19 protein-coding genes and 1 pseudogene are annotated in these 22238 nt (G+C 60.1%); 8 read left to right on the top strand and 12 right to left on the bottom strand.

All coding sequences use genetic code 11. From position 1 onward, the window contains the following. Positions 1-96 precede the first annotated feature (96 nt). The 6 genes from J8I87_RS18035 to J8I87_RS18010 all read right to left on the bottom strand — a co-directional run bounded on the left by J8I87_RS18035 (position 97) and on the right by J8I87_RS18010 (position 8226). Positions 97-1314: a glycosyltransferase family 2 protein gene (locus tag J8I87_RS18035; protein WP_209933025.1), complete on the bottom strand. Its 1218-nt coding sequence runs from the start codon at positions 1312-1314 to the stop codon at positions 97-99. 779 nt (positions 1315-2093) lie between these two features. Continuing rightward, positions 2094-2723, bottom strand: a complete 630-nt coding sequence (locus J8I87_RS18030) for a class I SAM-dependent methyltransferase (protein ID WP_209933024.1) — start codon at positions 2721-2723, stop codon at positions 2094-2096. Continuing rightward, positions 2723-3700, bottom strand: coding sequence for a glycosyltransferase (locus J8I87_RS18025; RefSeq protein WP_209933023.1), 978 nt, complete (start codon positions 3698-3700; stop codon positions 2723-2725). Before J8I87_RS18025 ends, J8I87_RS18030 begins: the two co-directional genes overlap by 1 nt. 541 nt (positions 3701-4241) lie before the next feature. Further along, positions 4242-4661: a GtrA family protein gene (locus J8I87_RS18020; protein WP_209933022.1), complete on the bottom strand. Its 420-nt coding sequence runs from the start codon at positions 4659-4661 to the stop codon at positions 4242-4244. Further along, positions 4661-6166: an NAD(P)/FAD-dependent oxidoreductase gene (locus tag J8I87_RS18015; protein ID WP_209933021.1), complete on the bottom strand. Its 1506-nt coding sequence runs from the start codon at positions 6164-6166 to the stop codon at positions 4661-4663. The genes J8I87_RS18020 and J8I87_RS18015 overlap by 1 nt, the downstream gene beginning before the upstream one ends. Before the next feature lie 86 nt (positions 6167-6252). Beyond that, entirely contained in the window at positions 6253-8226 is a 1974-nt protein-coding gene (locus tag J8I87_RS18010; RefSeq protein ID WP_209933020.1) for a hypothetical protein, read from the bottom strand. Between the two features lie 226 nt (positions 8227-8452). Here J8I87_RS18010 and J8I87_RS18005 point away from each other — a divergent pair, with 226 nt between their 5' ends. The 6 genes from J8I87_RS18005 to J8I87_RS17980 all read left to right on the top strand — a co-directional run bounded on the left by J8I87_RS18005 (position 8453) and on the right by J8I87_RS17980 (position 14425). After that, positions 8453-8668 (top strand): hypothetical protein, encoded by a 216-nt coding sequence (locus J8I87_RS18005; RefSeq protein ID WP_209933018.1) that lies wholly within the window; start codon positions 8453-8455, stop codon positions 8666-8668. A gap of 1096 nt (positions 8669-9764) precedes the next feature. After that, entirely contained in the window at positions 9765-10277 is a 513-nt protein-coding gene (locus tag J8I87_RS18000; RefSeq protein WP_209933017.1) for an AAA family ATPase, read from the top strand. 1024 nt (positions 10278-11301) lie between these two features. Then, a complete protein-coding gene (locus tag J8I87_RS17995) occupies positions 11302-12669 on the top strand; it encodes a sigma-54 dependent transcriptional regulator (protein WP_209933039.1) in 1368 nt (455 codons plus the stop codon). A 3-nt stretch (positions 12670-12672) separates the two neighbouring features. Beyond that, entirely contained in the window at positions 12673-12969 is a 297-nt protein-coding gene (locus J8I87_RS17990; protein ID WP_209933016.1) for a hypothetical protein, read from the top strand. Between the two features lie 286 nt (positions 12970-13255). Next, on the top strand, positions 13256-13474 hold the full coding sequence (locus tag J8I87_RS17985; RefSeq protein ID WP_209933038.1) for a hypothetical protein: 219 nt from the start codon (positions 13256-13258) through the stop codon (positions 13472-13474). A gap of 687 nt (positions 13475-14161) precedes the next feature. Further along, complete coding sequence (locus J8I87_RS17980) at positions 14162-14425, top strand: hypothetical protein (RefSeq protein WP_209933015.1); 264 nt, start codon at positions 14162-14164, stop codon at positions 14423-14425. Between the two features lie 152 nt (positions 14426-14577). On the opposite strand, the pseudogene J8I87_RS17975 reads toward J8I87_RS17980, so the two are convergent. The 3 genes and pseudogenes from J8I87_RS17975 to J8I87_RS17965 all read right to left on the bottom strand — a co-directional run. Continuing rightward, a pseudogene (locus tag J8I87_RS17975) lies at positions 14578-14775 on the bottom strand (4-oxalocrotonate tautomerase); the annotation flags it as partial. 30 nt (positions 14776-14805) lie between these two features. Further along, a complete protein-coding gene (locus J8I87_RS17970) occupies positions 14806-15582 on the bottom strand; it encodes a class II aldolase/adducin family protein (protein ID WP_209933012.1) in 777 nt (258 codons plus the stop codon). Between the two features lie 47 nt (positions 15583-15629). After that, entirely contained in the window at positions 15630-16541 is a 912-nt protein-coding gene (locus tag J8I87_RS17965) for an urea transporter (protein WP_209933011.1), read from the bottom strand. Positions 16542-16921: 380 nt separating this feature from the next. Here J8I87_RS17965 and J8I87_RS17960 point away from each other — a divergent pair, with 380 nt between their 5' ends. Next, entirely contained in the window at positions 16922-17476 is a 555-nt protein-coding gene (locus J8I87_RS17960) for a putative glycolipid-binding domain-containing protein (RefSeq protein WP_209933010.1), read from the top strand. Positions 17477-17531: 55 nt separating this feature from the next. Here the strand turns inward: J8I87_RS17960 and J8I87_RS17955 are convergent, their stop codons facing one another. Further along, positions 17532-18098, bottom strand: a complete 567-nt coding sequence (locus J8I87_RS17955; protein ID WP_209933009.1) for a GNAT family N-acetyltransferase — start codon at positions 18096-18098, stop codon at positions 17532-17534. A gap of 246 nt (positions 18099-18344) precedes the next feature. Here J8I87_RS17955 and J8I87_RS17950 point away from each other — a divergent pair, with 246 nt between their 5' ends. Next, positions 18345-19448 carry an aromatic acid exporter family protein gene (locus J8I87_RS17950; RefSeq protein WP_209933008.1) on the top strand — a complete coding sequence of 368 codons (1104 nt, stop codon included), beginning with the start codon at positions 18345-18347 and terminating at the stop codon, positions 19446-19448. A 64-nt stretch (positions 19449-19512) separates the two neighbouring features. Here J8I87_RS17950 and J8I87_RS17945 read toward each other — a convergent pair whose 3' ends face one another. Next, on the bottom strand, positions 19513-20619 hold the full coding sequence (locus J8I87_RS17945; protein ID WP_209933007.1) for a TAXI family TRAP transporter solute-binding subunit: 1107 nt from the start codon (positions 20617-20619) through the stop codon (positions 19513-19515). A gap of 119 nt (positions 20620-20738) precedes the next feature. After that, positions 20739-21854 carry a zinc ribbon domain-containing protein gene (locus tag J8I87_RS17940; protein ID WP_209933005.1) on the bottom strand — a complete coding sequence of 372 codons (1116 nt, stop codon included), beginning with the start codon at positions 21852-21854 and terminating at the stop codon, positions 20739-20741. Positions 21855-22238 lie beyond the last annotated feature (384 nt).

Below are 22238 nucleotides of genomic sequence, written 5' to 3'. Positions count from 1 at the left end.
GCCCCTCGCCCCATCGACCTGCAGGTTTTGCAATGCTGCGGCAGATGACGACGTGCAGAAGCCTGATCGAAACAGGTGGGGGCAAGGTGCACGGGATCAGCAGTTTTGAAGGCCACTATCGATCGGGGCCTCATTTCCCTGCAGACTGCGGGGTCGTGCGTGCGGTCTGTCCCGCTCCGATACCAGCAGGTTCAGGAGGAAGGCGGCAAACGCACTGTTCATCCCCAGCACGATCATTGTCATCGCAACGATCGCCAGATGTACCGTGTTTTCCATAGGCTGTAATGGATGCGCCAGCCACTGAAGGAGAATGCCGGTGTTGAGAATAAGGCCGAGCGCCACTCCCGCAATCCCGCTAAGCAGGCAGACCTCCATCGCCCACGGCCCCGTCGCCCAGCGAACGATACGTCCTCGCAACGACGGATGTTTGCCAGCAATGATCACCTTGGCCAGGACTCCCATCGCAATGAAATTAAAGCCTACCAGCGAAAGTAGACTGCCTAGGGCGAGAAAGTGAAAGCCGACGAAATGGCCGAGAATGGTCGTAGGACCGCCGGCCAACAGGCACAGTAATAGCAAACCCATCGAAAACATGAGCAGCCCGGGCAACCAGAAGATCTGGGTTGGCGCGTAAGTCAGGATGAAGCGCAGATGTCGCCATCCGTCTCGAAAGGAACGTAAGTGTGGCGGACGATCGCGTTTGTCTGGATGGAGAACGATCGGAATCTCGATGATGCGCAATCCATTACGGGCTGCGTTCATCAGCATTTCCGACGCAAACTCCATCCCGGGTGTGTACAGTTCCATTCGTGCAAAGGCGTCCCGGGTGAATGCCCTCATGCCGCAGTGGAAATCTCCCACGGGAACGTGACAGATCAGCCTTGCGATTGTCGACAGGACTGGATTGCCGAGGTAGCGATGGAGAGGAGGCATCGCTTTGGGCATGATGCCACCCTTGAACCGATTGCCGATGACGAAGTCGTAGCCTTCCTCGATCTTGGCGATGAATCCATGAATATTCGACCAATCATAGGAGTCGTCCGCATCGGCCATGATGATGATCTCCCCATCCGCGGCGGAAATGCCGGCGCGAAGCGCGGAACCGTATCCGCGAACCAATTCGTGAACGACTTTCGCGCCGAGTGATCGAGCAATTTCCACAGAACGGTCGGTCGAACCGTTATCGGCCACGACGACCTGCCCGGTTATGCCTAGTTGCTCGAAGCTGCGTTGAGCTTTCCGGATACATAGCGCCAGTGTCTTCTCTTCATTTAGACAAGGAATCACCGCGGAAACTCTAATCGGATTGACCATGATGTTGTTCTCCCCGAAGCATGCATGTTGATTTCGCGCCGCACAAATTCAAACCGAAATGGAACGGATTGGAATCGACGCATTGCCCTTCCGAAATTGACAAAGCGCGGCTTACGTCACCGATGCAAGGTGTGCTGTATGTTCGAGCGCGACATGTCCACGTCCGGCAGACAGAATCACCTTGCGCGGGATGCCGCACAGCTACGTCACTTAATTCGATTGCTGCTTTTCGTTTAATTCACTCGCGGCGGATCTGCGCTCTTTCTGTCGGGAATTCGCATGCTTGGCGATGTTTCGCGGCGTTGGTGCATCCGCGTGGACAGGACTTTGGCTACGACTCGTGGACTCGTTCTCATATTCACCCCGAATGTCAGTTTCTTGTTTGTCTTCTCTGTTTCTTTATGTTTTAGGTCAAGCCGATGCCGACACAAGTTCGTCTTCTTTCGACTACTGGTCGGCACGGCATGGCGAAAGAAACGCAGGAACCGTGCCATCGGCTTTGCAACCGCGCGCGACTGCTAGGATTTCCGTTGATCCATGGCGAACCGAGTCATTGGCAATCGAAATGTTTCAGCCTCGTAACATACGGGCCGACTCGGTACGAAGAAGAAGTCCCGCCGGGAAAGGCTGCGTACGGTCACTGCCCGACAGCGCCCCGCCGCGAGATGCGAGGTGCTGGCTGGCAAGATTGTTTCAAGATTGAAACGGGTAACGAGTGCGGAGGCATCGCAGCGCCGTTTCCGTCAGACAGCCAGCCTCCCCGATTCGCGGGCGGCGCTTTATCCTCTAACGAGAAAGGCAATGTTGTTGCCCCATGGCTTGATGTGCGCCTCGGCCGCGATTGAATTAGGACCAAAGACGCGGGTCAATATTTCACGCATCTCCATTACTGTCATGTATTGGACCCGATCGCCCGTAATCCAACGATCCGACGCATAGCATAGTGCATGGATCGGGGTGTTGGCGCGTTTCCAATCCTTGAAGACGAGAGCGCCATTGTGCGCGAGTGCCGACTTGGCAGCCACAAACAATTCGACTCGGAGAGCAGGGGGGACGTGATGGATGACGTCCGCAAGAACGATGAGGTCGAATTCGGCGCGCCGCGTCGCTGCCATTTCTTGAGCGGTCGTCTGTAAGAAGCGCACATTATCAGTTGGCCCGCGATACAGCCGACCTATTCGTGGCGTGATGTCGATGGCGACGATTTCCGCGCGGGGATAGATGTTTGCCAGGCGTTCCGTCATCGCGCCCTCTCCGCATCCTATTTCGAGAACACGCACGGCGTCGCGTCTCCAGTGCCGGATGCGCTCGGTAAACCCGTCGAGATCGACATAGATCGATCGATACGCTTCGCTGACGCGATGTTCGTATGGGCCGAACAGAACCCGAACGAGTGATCCGATCGCCATCACATGCTCCCTCTGAGCTTGGCGCGGACGCGCGCGCCGACGCGTTCCACGAGTCGGCTGTCGCGCAAAAGCTTGGACAGGCCGAGTGGGCCCAACGAAATCATCGCGCGCAACGAGCCCGGCAATTGGCTCATGTCGCCCATACCGGCCCTTGCCAAGGCCGCGTTGATGCGCACAGAAGTCTCCGCAAGAGGCCCAATAGTCTTTCGTGCGTTTTCGCTTAGCGCGGCAATGTGCCTCTCCAGAACTATTCTCAACTGACTGGTGAAATCGTCGACATCGCGGCTACCGGAAACTGTTAACGATGAGCCATGTACGCGAAACGCGGTGGAGGTTTGCTCATGGAAATAGGCTTCGCCTTGCCCGGCCAATTTGAGCCATATATCCCAGTCAGCCGTGTACCAGAGGGTTTCGTCGAGGCCACCGCAAGCCAGCCACGCGTCCTTGCGAAATACCGGCGCTGGGGCCGCGACGAAATTCTGCACGAGAAGATGACGCAAGAACTTTTCCCGCGGTACAGGGCCGCTGGCGTCGAACGGGCAATGCCACGGACCCAGCGATGCACCTTTGGCGTCGACAAAGCAGCTGGGAGCGATGTGCAACGCAGCGCCGGGTGCTTCGGCTATCCACTTTCTGACTGCGTTGAAGCGACCTGGAAGCCAGAAATCGTCCTGATGAAGCCAACACACGTGATCAGCAGTTGCTTCCAAGACACCCAAGTTCGTTTTCGCATGCCACATACGCAAATCAGGGCGCACTATCACGCGTAACCGCATGCGATCGGAAAACGTGCGTGCAATTTCAAGTGAAGGACTGTCGTCTGCCATTTCGATCACCAGAACCTCAACTGTTTTCCGCTCACTGAGCGGGACTTGATCCGCAACGGATGCGAGCGCATGACTGATAAAGCGTTCGCCGTGGTGGACCGGCATGATAACGCTGAGAACGGGCTTGTCCTCGGAAATCGTGACATCCATCTAACCCCCTTTGAGAAGTGAGAATCGACTCCGTCAGATTTGATTGTGATTCTGTTCTCTTGCCACGTTTGGCGTTGCCCGGGGTCCTTGGCGCCCGTGAGGTCGCGCGAGCCGAACCCTTGACCCTGGCGCGTAGTGCCAGGCGTTTCGAACGCTTTGCTGAACGGTACTCTGCCCTGCAAGATCGAAACACTCGGCGAGCCGCTCTAGCGCGGTGGCTTCTCGTTTAAGCGCAATCGCTATGCGCTCAAAAAAAGCGTAGCGAAGAGCAATTCGAGATGAAGCGAACCGCGCTTGGCAAGCTCCGGCAGGCCGCACGCGGTCGGATCTTCAAATCAACTTTTCGTGAACACTTTAGTAAAGGATCGTCATTTGAAAAGCGTGTAAGGTCAGCGAGTTGCCATCACTCGAGGCCGCGAATAACGAAAGTCGGGTTAGGTTGCATCGCACTGAGTCACTCTTGTTTGCGTCGTGTAACGGCCACGTTGTCAGAGGTACAACGCGGACCGCGGGCCAAAATGGAATAATCCGGGGCTGCTTGTTATCTTGACGGCTGTGTAACGGAGGCCGCCGCGACGCCCGGATCGTGCCAGGGAAATACAACGATCTTGCGGATCCAGTACAGCGTGATGAAACTGACTCCGACGGCGATCATCTTCGCGACATTCTTGCCAAATGCTGGCGCCGCGGCATGAACGATGCCGGCCGTGAGCAGCGCACCAAACACACCGCTGCCCACAAACAGAGCGACTTCGAGGACCTGCTGGCGTCCACTCGTCGCCGAATGGAACACATGACGGCGCGACAATACGTAGGTAACGACCCCGCCGATCAGGTAAGCCATCCAAGCCGCGGAGCCGGCCTCGAATGTCGAACTCAGCGCGATGAAGCAGAGCCAATCGGTTGCGAGCGCGAACACACCGATGATGAAATATCGAGAAAACATGACGCCCGCCCCCATTAAGCCATTGCACGGGACGGCACTGCGCGCAGCCCCGATACTCCTGCTTCAGACACTTCCGGACTGTCGCCGCTTTCGTGATACTCGGCATCCTCGTTGACCGCCCAGGTGTCGCGTAGCCGGGTTCCAGCGACGATGTTCTCGACCGTCAGCATCGCAGTCATCATTGCGTGATCCTGATTGTTGTACTTGTGCATCCCGTTGCGGCCGACGAGATGCAGGTTCGGATAATGATCGGCGAGATCGGCTCTGACCTCGTCGACGATCGCGCGATAGAGATCATCATAGACGGGATAAGCCTTGGGTTGACGCACGACGCGCGAGCCGCGTACCTGATCGCGTGTCGCGAGACCGATCTTCTCGACCTCGCCGATGGCGAGTTCGGTGAGTTCTGCATCGCTGCTTTCCCAGAGCGAGTCGCCATCGAAGCAGAAATATTCGAGGCCGAGACATCCGCCCGTAGCCGTATCGGGCACCATCTCCGGAGACCATGACGCGAAGTTCTGAATGCGCCCTACCTTGACGGACGGATCGTGGATGTAGATCCAGTTGTCACTGAACGTGGCGGGGCGGTCGAGGATCAGCGCGACCGTGATGAAGTCGCGATATTGCAACTTCGCTGCAGCGGCCGCGGAGCGCGGCATTGGCGAGATCGCATTCATCGTCTCGCGCATCGGCGCGGTACAGATGACGTGGCGCGCAATGATCTGCGTCGTTTGTCCGTCAGTGCCGACAGCCTCGACGGTCCAGTGTTTGCTATTCTCGTCGTAGGCGAGTGTGCGCGCGGCATGGCCCATCAATAGCCGGCCTCCCTGATTCTGAAATTTGCGTGCGGCGGCTTCCCAGAGCATGCCGGGGCCGCGGCGTGGGTAATGGAAGGACTCGATCAGCGTCTTGACGCTGTTCTTGCGCGAGCGGATGCCGAGTGAACGCTTCGTCGCGTTGACGATCGCGGTGGACAGGCTGAGCCCTTTGATGCGCTGCGCGGCCCAGTCGGCAGAAATTTCGTCGCACGACATGCCCCAGACCTTTTCCGTATAAGTCTTGAAGAAGATCGAGAACAGTCGTTCACCGAATTGATTCGCCACCCATTGATGGAAAGTATTCGGATCACGGCAAGGCCTGATCCGCGCCGCAAGGTAGGACAGCACGCAGTGCGCACTCTCGATCAAGCCGAGATTACGGAGCGCCTCGATGCCGTCGAGGGGATAACGATAGAATTTGTTTCGGTAAAAGATCCGGGAACTGCGCGGACGCTCGATGAAATCGTCGGGCAGCAGTTCGTGCCAAAGCGCGACGACTTCGGCTGACTTCGAGAAGAAACGGTGGCCGCCGATATCGAAATGATGTCCCTCGAACCGCTCGGTGCGGCTGATGCCGCCGACGTAGGTCGGATCCTTTTCGATCATCGTGACCGAGAGATCAGTGTTCTTCGTCAGCAGATAACCCGCAGTGAGTCCCCCCGGTCCTGCGCCGATGACGAGTACGTCAACAGATTGGTTCATGTAGTCACCCCGATTGTTATTGCGTTGGTCGAATGTTCCGTAGTGCGTCTATTGCGGCTTACGTTGGCCGCCTATTGAAAAATGTCTCAGGTATTGCCGTTTGCGGAGACTGACTGTCGTGCATCGCTTATCGGTGGTGCACCAATCTGCCATGTCGGTTTGGACGCCGCAGCCCTGATGTGTCGGCAGTTGTATAGCCAGTAGTGGATGTTGGTATCGGGAGACCACTGTTGATTTGTCGACAGGTCAGGGTAGTTGTGGCTTGTTACCACGAAATCCAGCAATGGATCGGCACATACGTGATGCAAACCGTTCAGCGTGAGCGGGGCAAATGGTTGTCTGCTGAAGAACGACGACGATCTTTCGTCCGCTTTATCGTCGCTGTGAGGTCGTCCTGCCAATGGATCCTGCTTGATCCAGGCAAGCCGCCGTGCCGCCTCGAACGTGGTTTGGCGATGGAAGATGATGCCGGCCGTCTGTTCCTGCGAGTAATAACTCGACGCCTTCATCATCAGCCACGGATAGACGACTTCGCCCGGCGCCCCGTCCCAGTAAACCATCGAGCCGTGAGGAACCTGTTCATGGAACGGCGCAAGATTCGGATCATCGACGCGTGATTCCATGATCTTTGTCGGCGCTGAGCGCTGATCAAAATTGACGAGGCCATATGTGAGTAGAGCGGCCATCAAAAGTGGCAGGCCCAGAATCGACATGCGATTGCGTGACAGATTGAGCAAGACCAGCAGGGCGACGAGTGCGACAACAAGGTGCGTGTGGATTAGAGCCTCGACCGGTCGTAGCTTGAATGCGATGCCTCCGGTCTGGTTTAGCGCGCGCCAGGAATAATAGGCCACCTGGTATCCGAACCAGATGATCGCGGCGATCAGCGTCCCGCAGATCAGCAGAAAGCGAATGAGCGGAGTGATTTCGTGAAACAAGGCTAACGAGTTGCCTGTCGCTAGACGACGGGCATCGACATGCAGCGCAATGGCGATCAACAACGCCAGGACGCCGCCACCGACACCGAGCAATAGCCAGCAGATAGCGAGCAGCCAGATTAGCAATGGTCGCGTCCGCAATTCGCGGCGGATCAGCAAGATAGCGGCGGGCCATTGCATTAGCGTAGACAACCACAGCGTGCGCCAGCTTTGTATTTGAATCCAGGCGGCATCCTGAGCAGTCAGGGCGGCCACAGTGGAAACTGCAAGCCCTGCCACGGCCAAAAGGGTGACATGTGACCACAGTGCACGGTACTCCTGTGTCCTCGTGGCGAATAACGCCGCTGGCAACGCGATCGCCCAACAGGCCTTGTCCCACGCCATGGTATTCCAGAGCGTGGGGAACAGAGACGGGAGATTGTATTGAGCGACGGCCAGCCATTCCGGATCGAACGGGTGCAGGCGAAGTGCATGCAATGGTAATAGCTCGATGATGGCGAATACGGGCAGGGCGAATGCAAAGAGTGCCCACCAACGGACGCAAGTTATGAGGCTGAGCACGGTGATCGCTAGCACGGTCGCACCGATTAGCGGATGAATTGCCGTCGCGATGAGGCTTAACGCGACGGCCATGCGAGCACGGTGTTCGATCATCAGCGCTAGCGCCCAAATACTGAATGCTTCGGCCGGGAGACGGGCGGTGAGAAAAAACTCGTTGTAGGAAAAGATAGACGAAGCACCATACTCGGAAGGCATGCAGGCGATCAATGACAGGCAGAGCCAATGCCAGGGCGGGCTGAGCAGTCTCCTAGCCAAGCGCCACATGCCTGTCCACCACAGTGCTTGAAATGCAATAAGGCATGCCAGATTGCTGATGCGGATACCGAATGCGGAAACGAGTTTGCTGTAAAGCCTGCCATAGACGGTCCAGTCGTCCTGTGACCCGAATTCGAAGAACAGGTCATGTACAAAATGCCCAGGATTGGCGTTATACAGCGCCTGCGCCGTGTAAAGGACCGCGCCGCGGTAGATGCCGGTGTATGGATGGGTCAAGAGGAAAAGGGTTGCCACCGCCAGCGAAAGCGAAAGGGGCGAAGGCCGGAGCCGATGGGGCGCAAACATGGTGGCGTGCTTAGTCGAGGGTTTCCGAGTCCGGCGATCCAATCGCGAAGGGGCACCGTGGCTCCGGCATTGCCGTCGGCCGCGTACAGATGTGGCGGACGGCAAAGTCGGTTTGTCTGGGAGCGATATACGGTGTGATCAGGCAGTGCGCGCCTGAGCTCGCAGCAACGCTGGCGATGCACGCCGCCGCTCAACGACTTGAGTTTTGTGCGCTGATGGTGGGCGCGTGCTGACACGCGATGACCACGCGTTTGACATGGTGGCGCTGTTCGTCTTAGGCGACGACACGATTGCGCTGGCGCAGACAATTGGTCTCATTTTTCCCCCGATGCGCACTGTTACGGGGCCAGCTGCGCTGGCACCACGGGCGCAATCTTTCTATCGGAATTATTGGTCGTCTATCGAGCGGGACCGGCCCGACGTCGGGCAGATCAGCGCATAAGTCGTGCCAAGTCTGAAGAATGCTGTGGTCCGACAGGGCTTCCGCGATGCCGATAGCCATGACGTCCTCCGGGCGGCGAGATTTGTTTCGCTCTTGAAACAGCCGTTGTTCGAATTCGACGCCATTTCTGCGGTCGGCGGCTGCAACAAAGAAGCATGGAAACGACAAAGCAGAGTGCGCAATGAGGGAGGCAGTGCGAGAGGGCCCGCAGCATGGCGGACGAACATGCAGCACATCCAGGAAACCGCGCACGGCGCGATCCTGTCGATCGCCTGCAACTCGCGCGCCCGATCACACAGATGAAGGGTTGCGCGCCAGAATGATGCGGAACTGAAACATCGGACGATTATGCTACCGCTTTGGATACGGGAATGGTCACCTCCCGCCTGAACGGGCCGTCCAGCCCTCCATCCCACGGTCAGACCCTTCGGCATTGCCGGCTCGCCATCCGCAAGGAGAACTCGCGGGAACCCGCGATGATCCACTACGTCGCCCCCCGGGACTGGTGCGATCCACCGCAAGACCAAAAACGCGCCTGTTACTCTGCTTCTTCGCCGACAGACCGTATCGCGCACGGCGCGATCCTGCCGATCCCGCGAAACAAGCAGGTTCGAACACACACCGATGGAGCGGTTGCGCGCAGAATGATGCGAATCTGAAACATCCGACGGTTGCGCGAACACAGTGGACTTTGTTTCCAGCCTTCACGGGACGTCCAGCGCTTCAATTCCACTGCCTGACCGTGCGACATAGCTGGTTGGGCAGTTCGCAAGTTCGAGTAAATCGCTCAACAACGAGCGGCCGCCGGTAACAGTCGATTCAGAACGGACCAGTGATATCGTCGATGTCGCAACCTGGGGACCCGATGCCGACTTGCGCTGTTGAAAGTGCCTCAGACAATCGCTTTGTGAAACCTGCCTATAAGAGACAAAGGCACAAAGGTATCCAACACAAGCGATAGTCAACGAGCGGATATGATCAAGTTCGTTTTGGTTTTCGTGCAGACACTCTGCCTTGGGCCGCCAGTCCTACTGGGCGGCGATGATGGTTGCCTTGTTGCACTCCTGACGGTCTCACATGCCGACGTGGCATCGAAGTGGATCAACGAGTCTTTGAGCAGGCGCGGAGCGTGTCCGGCGGGATACTGCTGTTTTGGGATGAATTCGACTCGCTCGTGAAAACCCGAGACAGCGGACATACACATTCGATGGATCACGACATGACAAACGTGATGCTGAGCGAGATCGTGGCACTGCGCGGCAAGTCGCTGATGCTGGTGGCTGCGAGCAACTTCATCGACAGGAGCCTCGTGGACCAGGCGGCGATCCGCGAAAGCCATTTCGACTACAAGATCGAGGTGCCGCCACCCGATTTCGAAGCGCGCAAGGCGATTCCCGGCAAGAGCATCTATACAGCGTTGGGCAGAGGGAGTGTCGATGCGGAGACGGTAGCAACCCGCCTCGCCGACCTGGTCTGTACATGTCGAGGACAAGTTCAAGCAGGCTTGTACATCGGCCAAATTGATCCTGCTGGTGGAGAATCTGGGCGACACAGGAGTACGCCGCGAACTTGCTGTCCATATCATCCGCATGTTCGCCCAGCGCGGTGAGCCGTTCCGCGATAGCGAGCGATTTGCGCGTATCCGCGCCACATACGCACAGGCGAGGACACCCGACAGTCCCATGATCGAGAGCCGGGGCTCGGTCACCTGGTCAATCAACTTTTCGACGCGCGCCCATAACGCCGCTGCCGGTTCGCACACATTGCCCGTGAGCACCCAATGATACGCGGCGCCTGCCACAAGGAGTCGAACCATCGTGGTCCGCACGATGGTCACCTTATCGATCAGCGCAAGCCCTGAATCTACATAATCCAGGTACGGATAGCACGTCGGCTTGCCGCCGTCGGCCGCAATGCAGTTGTATGCGCGACGAATTGTGCGCAGTGCCGCGATGCGCCTGGGCCTTCTGGCCGGCTCAAGTCCTGACTCGCATGTCCGTAAACAGGTAGGTGGGACATTCGCGCGGCATTCAGTCGTCGCCGTATTTGGGATCGCATTAGCCAGCGAAATACTTCGTAATACGACACTGTCGCATCTGCGCGTCCCTTTCGTCAGGCAGAAATGGGGTAAGCACATAATGAATTTTGAATTCGTCATCAGGCTGATAACCAATTGTGCTTTCCGGGCCAATGCCTGGAAAAGGCAGGCAGTTACGGCGACGGTTTCCCCGCCACTGTGTGCTGGGAAGCCGTGTTTTTCTGTCAAGAGTAAATGGCATCGAATAAATCAAAGCGGGCGACAGCGCGAGTCAGGCTGACGACGTTGGAGTGGTTCGGCAGTTTTGAAATGGGGTATCGGAGGCGAATTGAGATTCGAGCAATCAGGTCGGACATCGCGAGGGGTGCCGCCTGCAGTTAATGCAAAATCGGACGCTGGTCGTACTGCTGAATATCGGTCTGGTTTCAGTGTTCCGCGGAATCGTTGTCGTTACATCTGAGCGTCAGATGTGCTCCAAGGCCAGGACCGCGTCGGTGTTTTTGGATTTGCCAGTTGACTACAATCAGAATCTGGTCCGTAACAGATCTTTCCCAATCCCAGGAGAACAAGGAACGCGGTTATAGAGGGGTAGATGATGAACTCGCGGCGATTGATATATTTTTCCACGAAGCCTGACGTCGAACTACGTGAATTTTTCGAGCGGCGCGACTGGGACGTCAGTCAGGCCCAGTCGGGCAAGGAATTGCGAAGGGCCGTAGAAAATAATCCGGTGGCGGGTGGGCTGCTTGATCTGGCTGCTGGATTGCCTTTCGGTGAATACGATTCGCTTGAGGCGTGCCTGGCCATGCCGAATACCGGTTGGGTTGCGATTGTTTCGCCGGGGCAACTCGCCGATGCCACGCTGAGACATCTCGTACGCGACTACTGCTCGGATTACGTGACGACACCGGTTTTCCCGGAAAGAGCACTAAGAGCCGTCGGCCATGCACATGGAATGGTGACGCTTTCTGAATCACGGGAGGAATTTGTACATCAGGCTGCAGAATGCGAAATGTTAGGGGCTTGTGAATCGATGCAGACCCTGTTTCGGTCTATCAAACGCATGGCTTCGACAGATGCCCCTGTCTTTATCGCAGGAGAGTCCGGTACAGGGAAAGAATTGACGGCGGCAGCGATCCATCGCCGGTCTTCCCGTCGTAGTGCGCCGTTTGTCGCGATCAATTGTGGCGCGATATCTTGCGAGCTTGTCCAGTCCGAGCTGTTCGGACATGAGCGGGGCGCGTTTACGGGAGCCACGCAGCGCAGGATAGGACGCGTCGAATCCGCTAATGGCGGCACATTGTTTCTGGACGAGATCGGGGACCTTCCCCTGGAAAGCCAGGCCAGCCTTTTACGGTTTCTGCAGGAGCGCAAGATCGAACGCCTGGGCGGGCATGAATCCATCGATGTCGACGTGCGGATCATTTCCGCGACGCATGTCGATCTGGAGTCGGCCATAGCAGACGGGCGGTTTCGGCACGATCTCTATCATCGACTGTGCGTGCTGCATCTCGTCGAGCCTCCGCTGCGCGAGCGAGGCAATGATATTGAACTGCTTGCCTTTCATCTGCTGGGCCGTTTCCGCAGAGAGGCGGGGAGGCGGCTACAGGGTTTTGCGGCTGACGCGATGGATGCGATGCACAGGTATGCCTGGCCTGGCAACGTACGCGAACTGGGCAACCGTGTGCGACGAGCGGTGGTGATGGCAGACGGTCGACTGATTACCGCGAGGGACCTCGAACTCGATCATCTGGTGACCCGAACGCCCGTATCACTCAACTCGGCGAGAGAGACAGCAGAGCGCGCGGCCATCGAACGGGCGCTGTTGCTGCATCGCGGGCGCTATGGGGAGGCGGCGCGTGACCTGGGTATCTCGCGTGTCACACTCTACCGGCTCATGGACGCCTATCGGATGCGCGACCCGGACGGCGGTGGATCTCGGTCTCGCAAACGTCCTGGCTAGTCGATGAGTACTCACGCGCTCCGCGAAAACTCGCCTCAATCGAGCTGGCTACCGGCCGGCACGCGTCTGCTCGGCGGTGCGCTGATTGCGTCGAAGGCAGGTTTTGATATTGTCTTCAACACGATCACCGGCGGTGTGCCGTGGATTCGGGTCGTGCTGTTTCTTGCACTGGCCACCATAGGATCATTGAGTGCGCCGCGCACTTGGGCGATGGTGCGCAGCGGGCGCGAGACGCTATCAACACGGGTTTCCCGCGTTAGAATCGTATCCAGAGACGCTGCGGGCGCCCGTACTAACTAGTCGCTTTAAGAGCACGAGGTCTGGATTGCCACGCCGACCCTCAGTACCCCAGGCAACCGGCAAAGCGGAGAAAGCGCCGTCGGAGATAGCCATGTGGAATTGCCGAAACTGCAATGCGCGATTTGTCTTCGATGAAGTCGAAGCCCAATCCGACGAAGGCGGATTTTTTTTCATTTGTCGCGACTGTGATTACAGAAACGAGCTGGTGAACGCAGGTCCAGACTCAACGGGTCGTCCGCAGCTTATCCAACGCGATGAAGAGCAGAGCAACTGTTCGGAGGCAGCCATGCAGTTCGACTATAAACAGTTCCATATCGACGCGTCGCCCCTCGAAGAAGGTGGACGCTATTACGCCAGAGCGAAGATCCGCCAGCGGGCCTTGACGGGCGGCGAGGCCGTCGAGGTAAAGTATTCTGGCGATCTGGGCGCCTATTCCTCCGACGCCGCCGCTTTCGAAGCCGCGCAACGATGGGCGATCCAGTGGTGCGATGAACATATCGCGTAGGCGGTTTGTATTTTCGACGATCGGTTGAACCCGAAGACTTTTCTTCGTGCTCTCCGGCTCCATTCGATAAGCGGCTGATCGCCTTGCGTTCCGGCAATGCGCCCGTGGACGATAGACAGCAGCCGCGCTGCCGTAGTCATGCCTTATCTTCCTTCTCCAGGGATGCCGCGATAGCGGCGACAATAATCCTTAGCGCGCCATTCGATTGATGGCTGATCCGTGCGAACGTAAAGTGGGTGTCGGGGCGCACCGTCCCTGGTTGTGCCGAGACACCAGAGGCGTGCGCCGGCATCGGGCAAGACCAGGCGGCGTGTTCAGGCTTTGCGTTCAATCGCCACGCGCACACGACATCGCCGCGCTCGCGAGCGAAGTTCAACAGATCGCCGTCGTTGTCAGGGAGGACCGAATCGGATGCGACTGGCGCGTGGCCAGACGGGTAGAGCGCAGCGCGTACAAATTTGCCACGGACAATGCGTGGCAGTCCAAAATGATTTAGGACCTGCGGCCCCGGCGAACCGTCGGGTCGTCAACCGCCACGGTCATCGCGCTCATGCCTTATCTCCTTCCATCTTTGCGGTGCTGCGTTAGCCGTTCGGCATCGCGGATCGAGTTCTAACGATAGGTTTCGCACGGAGTGGTCCAGTTGGTCATGTCAATGTTCTATAAAAATTTTTTGGGGGAACAGCTATGCATGACCGTGAGATCAAAGCTCCGCCCTATAGGATCATCCTGAACGCGGCGGAGGAGTGGGTTCCTCACAAGCCGCAAGGATCCGTTCTCGACGGCTATCGTTCGATTGCGTCTATTTCAAGGCTCGACGGACGGCATATCTTTGAGGGTATGAAGGCTTACTGGATCGGCTTCGGATGTGTCTTCGGCAGCGAAGAGGGCGCTATACAGGACTGTGAACGGCGTGCGCGCGATGCAATCAAAGATGGGTTTCCACGGTAAGCTCACGCTCCCCCTTGTCGCCGGATGTGGCGCTAGAGGCGCGGTCGGGAATGGACCGAAGCGAAGATCCGGGCGTCGTGATTTTGGACGAAATTTGGATTTTTATTGAACGACGCCAGAATCCAGACACCCGGAAAACCCGCCAAGCCTTACTAAGCTTCGCTCCACAGCTTGCCGCCCGTCGCCCAGTTCTCACGTTTGACATCGATGAGAATGATGTCGACGGAGTTCGGCTCGACGTTCAGCGATTCGCAGGTCGCCTTCGTGATCGCTTCGACGAACTGGCGCTTCTGCTCGACGGTGCGGCCTTCGAAAAGCTCGATATGGAAAGTGGGCATGTCCGTGTTCCTTGAAGTGAGTTGAAACGAAGTGAATCGAGGTCAATCCCTGAACGACGCGTCGAGGCGATCGAGCTTGCGCAACAGCGCGGGCCACTCGATCGCGCCTTCTATCGCACCGCCGTCGTAGAGCTGCGCTGCCGTGCGCTCGGCCACGGCCTCGGACGGCAGCACGAGCGGACGGCCGCCTGCCTGCGCCTGCAACTGGATCTCGCATGCCTTGATCAGCGTGGCCATCAGCACATAGGCTTCCGCGACGGTGCGGCCCGTCGTCAGCGTGCCGTGATTGCGCAACAGCATCGCGGGCTTGTCACCGAGGTCGGCGACGAGCCGTTCGCCTTCGGCCGGCGTGAACGCGAGGCCTTCGTAGTCGTGATACGCGAGATAGCCATGAAAGCGCAGCGCATGCTGCGAGCCGGGCAGCAGGCCGTCCTTTTGCAGCGACACGGCAATGCCCGCCGTGTTGTGCAGATGCATCACGCAGAACGCGTCGGCGCGCGCCGCATGCACGGCGGCATGCAGCGCGAAGCCCGTCGCATTCACGGGATGCTCGCTCGCGCCGACGATATTGCCTTCGATATCGATCTTCACCAGGTTCGACGCGCGGACTTCATCGAATGACAGCCCGAACGGATTGATGAGGAAATGGCCGGGCTCGTCGGGCACGCTCGCGGAGATGTGCGTGTAGACGAGATCGTCCCAGCCGTTGAGCGCCGCGAGCCGGTAGGCGGCCGCGAGATCGACGCGGGTGCGCCGTTCGGCGTCCGACATGGGGCGCGATTGCGCGACACGGCCCGTGGGCGTGTGAGCGAACGACATGACGTCTCCTTTCCGGCGTGCGGAACTGATTGCGTTGAATGGCCGCTTCATCGTTTCGGCAAGGCGGCGCGATGTGCGACGCCTGCGTTGCTGCTCGTCGCTTCGCGCAGAGTATCGCGCATGAGCGAGCGTATCGTCCACGTCGCGATGACGAATGGCGCGCTCAACGCCGGCACGCCATGATGAGCCGCTGCGAGTTGCAGCACGATCGAGACGAGCACGCCACCCGCCGCCGCCAGCGCGCCGCAGTCGGCGAGGGCGAGCGCCGCGAGCGCGCCGTTGAATCCGGACAGGCCCGCGAGCAGCGACGCGCCATCCGCGCCGGCGAGCCAATGCGCAAGCGTCGCGAAAGCGGCGCCGGCGAGCGCGAACAGCGCGCATCGCACCGACGACAGCGCAATGCCGGCGAGTATCAGCAGACCCGCCAGCGCGGTCGAGGCAAACGACGTCTGCGCGACGCCCGCCAGCACGCCGCCTGCAAGCGACGTCCACGAGACGGAGGCGCTGGCCGCTGCGCGCACGGGCGTCAGATGCGCGAGCGGCAGCCATGCCCACGTCACCAGCAGGCACGGGCTCGAATAGAACCCGAGGCCGCGCGAACGCAACAGCCGCTGCCACGGCCCGAGCATCCACGCAACGGCCGTCGCCGCGAGTATCGCGACGGCGATGGCAGTGGCGTCATCGGCGATGAACGTGAACGCGGCGAGCGCCGCCAGCGCGCCGTTGAAGCCGTGAAGTCCGTCGCGCGTGTCGTGTGGGTCGTAGCCGCGCAGCACGGCGCCGACGTTCGCTGCAATCGCACCCGTCAGCGCCGCGCAGGCGAGGCGCGGCTCGCAGACGAGCCACGCGGCGAGCACGCATGCGCCCGTCGACGCATCGCGTTGCAGGACGATCTGGCCAAGGCCTCGCAGCAGCGTGCGCAGCGCGGCGAAGGGTTCTTGATGGAGTACGGTGGACATGACGGCGATAAGGACCCGGCTGAACTGACGAACACGCGACAAAGCCGCGCGAGACGGGGTTCGCGCGGCGCATAGGCATCGAGGCTGATGAAACGCGAGCATAGGCCACGGGGACGGCCAATGGCATGCATAAGCGTTGATAGCCGCTATTTGCGCCAGTACGTGCTGCGCGGACGATGGCCGCGACGGCTTTCGAAGTGTCGGACGGGAGAACGCCCCGGAATGCGCCGGAATGCGCCAATACTTCGACGGCCCCCGCACGCCCGGCAATCCCCCGCCACCGATCGATCGCGCTACGATGTCAGGCGTCGCGCGCGCCGCAGCGGACAGGCACGCGGCGTGCGTCCCTGACTTCCAGCGAGCGCAAAGGAGACGGATTCATGCGTGAAGTGCGATGGACCTCGGAAGAGAGCGAAGGCGTCGAACATCTCGCGTTCGACGCGCGCGCCGACGGCTTTCATGCCGAGAGCGCGCTGGTCGGCGAGCGCGGCGGCCGCGCGTACGGCCTCTTTTATCGCGTGAAATGCGATCTGCAGTGGCGCACGCTGCACGCGTGGCTGAAGGTGATCGGCGGCCCGGAACTCGACTTGCACGGCGACGGCGAGGGCAACTGGCACGACGGCCACGGACTCGTGCTGGCGCAACTGGCGGGCTGCATCGATATCGACATCGCCGCGACGCCGTACACGAACACACTGCCGATCCGCCGGCTGCAACTGGCCAAAGGCGCGCGCGAGCCGATTGCCGTCGCGTTCATCTCGACGCCCGATCTGCAGATTTCGCGGGTCGAGCAGGCATACACCTGTGTCGAGCCGGGCAAGGAATACCGCTACGAAGGCATCGGAACGGGCTTTGCCGCCGAGCTGAAGGTCGACGAAGACGGTCTCGTCATCGACTATCCGACCATGTTCACGCGTACGTTGCCGCTCGCCTGAAGCCTCGCTTCGCGCATCGCGGCGAGGCGGGTTTCGAAAGCCGCGGCCGCAAGCTTCATTGACTGCCGGCTTCGGCGTCCACGGGCAGCGCTTCGCTGCCGTGGCCGAGCGTGCGCTGCATCACCGTCGAGTCGAGCCAGCGGCCGTGCTTGAAGCCGACCGCCTTCAACGTGCCGACGAGCTCGAACCCGGCGCTCCGATGCAGCGACAAAGAACCGCCGCGACCGCCGTCCGCGATGACGGCGATCATCTGCCGCCACGGACCCTGTTCGCACCGTTCGATCAGCGTCGCGAGCAAGGCCCGCCCGACGCCGCGTCCCCGGCAGGCGTTGTCGATATAGATCGAATCTTCGATGGTGTAGCGATAGGCGATGCGCGGACGGTAGAGCGTCGCGTACGCGTAGCCCGCGACTTTCCCGTCGAGGACGGCAACGATATACGGCAGGCCGTGCGAGAGCACGGCGGCGCGGCGCTTCTGCAATTCCCCGACTGACGGCGGTGTCTCTTCGAACGAAGCAACGCCCGTCAGCACGTGATGCGCGTAGATGGCCTGGATGGCGGGGAAATCGGCGTCGGTGGCGTCGCGAATGACGGGCGCGGTGGCGGGGGAACTCTCGCTCATTGTGTCGGTTGCTGTGTCGAATCTGGAAACACGTCACTATGCCTGTGGCGCGCGCGGAAATGAAGCCAGTCAAAAATGGCCGCGCCCGGTTGGATGGCGGGGCGCTCGCGCATCACGGTATCGCGGGCGGCAGGCAGGCCGGTACAATTCGACGGGACTGTAGACGGCGCGGCAGTGAAGAAACGTGAAACGATTGCCGCTATCGATGCATGCGCGTGCATCGCCTTCTCCGTGGCAGGAGCCTCCATGTCATCCGCTGCGTATTTTCACAAGCCGCTGACGCCGTTTCGCCGCGCACTCGCGCGCTTCTCCCTTTCGGAAACGGCCAAGTACGTCAAGCTCGCGCTCGGGCTTTGGATCGGATTCTCGATTCCCTATAACCTCGGCTTTCCCGAGGCGGCCGTTGCGCTCGCCAGCTCGACGATGCTGACGCTCGCGCTGGGCAGCTCTATCTCGGCTGCGCGCGGCTACTTCTATCGGCGCGTGATGTCGAACGTGGTCGCGATGCCGATCGCCACGCTGGTCATGTGGCTGACTGCGCCGCATCTGTGGCTCGGCGCGCTGCTGTTGCCGTTCGTGATCTTCGCGGTCGTGCGTCTCAGGCCGTCGCTGTTCCAGATGACGAGCCTCACGATCCCGATGACGCTCGTGCTCTACACGGGCGAACATCTGCCCCTTCTCGAACAGCGGCTGATCGGCGTCGTGCTGGGGATGCTGCTCGGCTTCATCATCCAGCAGATCGCGTTTCCGCCCGATCACGGTTTCTGGGCGAATATCCTCGTCAACGACGGCAACGACGAGGCCGTGCAGGCGCTCCGGCATCTCGCGTCGGGGCAGTTCGAACGGGGCGGTTTGAAATCGCTGGCGGACAGGCTGCGCAATTCGAGCACCCAGCTGAAGGAGGCGCACGGCCTGCTCAAGCTGGATTTGCAGCAGGCGTGGCTGTCGCCGCATCTGGAGCGCAATCGCGACCGGCTGCCGCTGTTCTGGGCCTATCACGAACTGTTCGATTCGCTCGTCAATTTTCTGGAGACGGCCGACACGTTTCACGAGCAGTTCGCCGCGCTCGATCCGCAATGGCGCGCGGCGTTTCTGGCCGGGCTCGGAAAGCTGGTCGACGCGCATCGGAAGCTCGCGCTCGCGGCCGATCTGCGCGTCGAGCGTCTGCCGCTCGACGAGCGGCCGCTAGAAATGGGCGCGTTGAAGGATCTCGTCGAGACGCTGCCCGCGCCCGGTGTGTTCACGAGTGTCTATCTGGGGCATCTGACCGGCTACGGCATCCTGTTGTGCCGCTTGAGCGATATGCATGCGGGGCATCTGGCGGTGACGGCGACAGCGACGGCGCATTAAAAACGCCACGGCTTTTACCGCGCCGTGGCGTCGACGGGCTCCCGCACGTCGCGCGAGCCGGCCGTCACTTGCCGCACAACAGCAGCAGCCGTTCCTGATCGGAACACGGGCGCTGCTTGTTCGCCTTGGGCGGCTGCGCGGACGTCGCCGTCGAGGTCGTCGTGCCGCCTGCCGCCATCGAAGCCCGATGCGCGATACACGAGCGCAAGTGCCGCTCGATAGGCGGATAGTATTGCCAGCCTTTCGTCAGCGGCGGCAGTTCGAGCTTTACCTGCTTCCACTTCGGATGGCCCTTTTCCTGAAGGACGTCGAAGTTCTCGCACAGCGAGTCGGCGAAGCGGTTCAGATTGCTCACGGTGTCGCGCAGGCCGTAATCGTAGGTGACGAGAAAGGCCTTGACGGTCAGGGTCGGCACGTCTTCCTTCAGCCAGTTCGGATAGCTGCCCTGACGGATCGTCGCGGGGAAATACGTTTGCTTCGCGCGCGCCGTTTCAGGCACATTCGGATCGACGCGCAAGACGCGGATCTGCGCGAGCAGATCGGGGTTCATGTCGGTGAAGAGCTTGGCGGGCTGTCCCGCGACGATGACGGCCACGTCGATCTTCTTCACGACGAGCGCGGCAATGGCGTCTTCGTTGCTCAGGCTCTGCACGTTCTGCTCGGGAATCGGCTCGTTGAACATCAGCCGGTAGAGCGTTGTCGCCGACTGCGCGGTGCCGCTGCCGATGGGGCCGATGCTGATGACCTTGTCCTTGATCTCGTTCATCGTCGTCATCGGCGAATCGTTGCGTACGACGAAATAGATCTCCTCGTTGTAGAGCGGCATGATGAGCCGCAGCGGACGGATCGTCGTTCCCGCGTCGACGTTCCCAGAGTTCGCCATGTCGATGTAGGCCTGGTAGACGTCCGATTGCACGAGTGCGAGCTTCACGCCCGGCTCGAAACGCATGCGCTGCACATTCTCCGCCGAGCCTTTCGACGGCATCACTTCCAGGTCTATGCCCGCGGGTTGCGCGACGTACTTTGCGAGGTCGGCGCCGATCTGGATGTACGTGCCGCGTTCCTGCCCCGTGACGATCTTGTAATGCGCGGGGCCCCCGGCAGCCATCGTCAGGGATGCGATCAATAAGCTCAAGAGTCCCGTCAATCCCGTCAGTATTGTTTTGAGCATGGTCGACCTACCTTGTGGTGTGTTGAACAGCATGCGCGCGACAGCTGACGCGCATGTACCGTTGCATCAGGCTTGCAATACGTTGAGTCGCTTCGTTTTGTCGATTGCGTGACGTTGCTCTACTGTTTTTTCGCTGCGCCCGTCGGCGCATGTTTCCAACCCGATTCGCGGATTGCGCGCATCTGCGCGTCGAGCGCGTCGACGGCGCTCGCCGCAGTGCCCGTTGCCGCATTCGTTGCCGTGTTTGCCGCGGCGTTGCTTCCGGGCATGCCGGACGTCAATGGAGAAGGCGGGACCGTCGCGCTCGCGGCGGGCCGCGAGGGGCGCGGCGTGGGCGTGGCGGCGCTCGTCAGCGGTTTCCATCCTGTCGACAGAATCACGCGTTCGAGCAGCGCCTGCGCATCGGCGCTGCTGACGTCGAGCGCGAGCGCCTGCGATGCGCGATCGCGCACGCAGCCCCACAACTTGTCTTTCGCACAGGTGTTCGCAACGCCGAGCGCGACGTCGCGCCTGTTTTCGCGGTCCTTGAGATCGGCCTGCATCTGCAACGCGTCACTGTTGGCGGGCTCGACCGACAGCGCATCGGACAACGCCGCCTTCGCGTCCGCGAGATTGTTGTGCGCAAGGCCCGTACGAGCCGCGCGCAACGCATCGGGCACATCCCGGTAGTGCTGAACGATGCGCGGACGCGGCGGCGCGATGGGAGGCACGGGCGCCGTCTTCGCGGCGGGCACGGTCGTCACGTTGACGCTCGGCGTGCTGCGCGCGGGCTGCGGCGTATAGGGCGAAATCGAGCCGCCCGACGTGCTCGCGCTGTTCGCGCTGTTGGCCGCGCTGTTCGCCGTTTCGTCGCTGCCCGAGTCCTGCTTGTGGTTGTCACCGAGCAGCAGATAGCCCGCGTAGCCGAGCGCCAGTATGAAGAGCAGCAGCACGATGCCGCGCGTGACGATCCATCGTCCTGCCGTTTGCCATAGCGGCTGCGCAGCGTCGAGCGGCGCGGCACCGATGTCCGGCGACGCGAATTGCGGCCGCTCGGCGGACTCTTCGGGGACGGAGGCAAGCGGCGCGTGTGGATCGACGGCTCTCAACTGTGTGCCGGCGCGCCTGCGCTGGGTTCTGTCGAGAGGATGGTCGGCGCCGCAGTAAGGGCAGAATTCGACATGCTGATACAACACGCCGCCGCAGCGCGTGCACGGCGTTGGGAAACCCTGGGCAGGTGTCGTTTCGGCAGACATGCTTAACCCCAACCAGTTGTAGGCGATGCCATTTCGGCATGCTCAGGATCGAAGTGAAGCAAACGGCGGAGTTGGCGGAACTCGCGATCCACATGCGCTGGGTAGCGGCCGGCCCAGTTCTTTTTCGTCACGGGGCCGCTGTGTGCAATATGGTTTTTTTCGCTCCTCGCGTCAATCGACGTTGTTACCTATCGCACATATTGCACCCATGGATTTCGCGCCGGAAAACAATAGCGCGCGCGGCATGCCATTTAATGATCATAGGAAAAGCCGCGATCGAATAAAAGGCCGGCGCGCAGGGGCCGGCCTTCTGGGTAAAGCACGTTAGAGTACGTTAAAGCACCTCGATAAAAACGCTGCACGGTTATCGTGCGCGCTCTTCCT

This window comes from Paraburkholderia sp. LEh10, from assembly GCF_017814945.1.
Classification (GTDB): Bacteria; Pseudomonadota; Gammaproteobacteria; order Burkholderiales; family Burkholderiaceae; genus Paraburkholderia.
This window is presented reverse-complemented; position numbering and strand designations above follow the sequence as displayed.

Excerpts from the sequence above, each read along its gene's own strand:
- J8I87_RS18035 (WP_209933025.1), bottom strand. The coding sequence starts at position 1,314 with ATGGTCAATCCGATTAGAGTTTCCGCGGTGATTCCTTGTCTAAATGAA.
- J8I87_RS18030 (WP_209933024.1), bottom strand. The coding sequence starts at position 2,723 with ATGGCGATCGGATCACTCGTTCGGGTTCTGTTCGGCCCATACGAACAT.
- J8I87_RS18025 (WP_209933023.1), bottom strand. The coding sequence starts at position 3,700 with ATGGATGTCACGATTTCCGAGGACAAGCCCGTTCTCAGCGTTATCATG.
- J8I87_RS18020 (WP_209933022.1), bottom strand. The coding sequence starts at position 4,661 with ATGGGGGCGGGCGTCATGTTTTCTCGATATTTCATCATCGGTGTGTTC.
- J8I87_RS18015 (WP_209933021.1), bottom strand. The coding sequence starts at position 6,166 with ATGAACCAATCTGTTGACGTACTCGTCATCGGCGCAGGACCGGGGGGA.
- J8I87_RS18010 (WP_209933020.1), bottom strand. The coding sequence starts at position 8,226 with ATGTTTGCGCCCCATCGGCTCCGGCCTTCGCCCCTTTCGCTTTCGCTG.
- J8I87_RS17995 (WP_209933039.1), top strand. The coding sequence starts at position 11,302 with ATGAACTCGCGGCGATTGATATATTTTTCCACGAAGCCTGACGTCGAA.
- J8I87_RS17990 (WP_209933016.1), top strand. The coding sequence starts at position 12,673 with ATGAGTACTCACGCGCTCCGCGAAAACTCGCCTCAATCGAGCTGGCTA.
- J8I87_RS17985 (WP_209933038.1), top strand. The coding sequence starts at position 13,256 with ATGCAGTTCGACTATAAACAGTTCCATATCGACGCGTCGCCCCTCGAA.
- J8I87_RS17980 (WP_209933015.1), top strand. The coding sequence starts at position 14,162 with ATGCATGACCGTGAGATCAAAGCTCCGCCCTATAGGATCATCCTGAAC.
- J8I87_RS17970 (WP_209933012.1), bottom strand. The coding sequence starts at position 15,582 with ATGTCGTTCGCTCACACGCCCACGGGCCGTGTCGCGCAATCGCGCCCC.
- J8I87_RS17965 (WP_209933011.1), bottom strand. The coding sequence starts at position 16,541 with ATGTCCACCGTACTCCATCAAGAACCCTTCGCCGCGCTGCGCACGCTG.
- J8I87_RS17960 (WP_209933010.1), top strand. The coding sequence starts at position 16,922 with ATGCGTGAAGTGCGATGGACCTCGGAAGAGAGCGAAGGCGTCGAACAT.
- J8I87_RS17955 (WP_209933009.1), bottom strand. The coding sequence starts at position 18,098 with ATGAGCGAGAGTTCCCCCGCCACCGCGCCCGTCATTCGCGACGCCACC.
- J8I87_RS17950 (WP_209933008.1), top strand. The coding sequence starts at position 18,345 with ATGTCATCCGCTGCGTATTTTCACAAGCCGCTGACGCCGTTTCGCCGC.
- J8I87_RS17945 (WP_209933007.1), bottom strand. The coding sequence starts at position 20,619 with ATGCTCAAAACAATACTGACGGGATTGACGGGACTCTTGAGCTTATTG.
- J8I87_RS17940 (WP_209933005.1), bottom strand. The coding sequence starts at position 21,854 with ATGTCTGCCGAAACGACACCTGCCCAGGGTTTCCCAACGCCGTGCACG.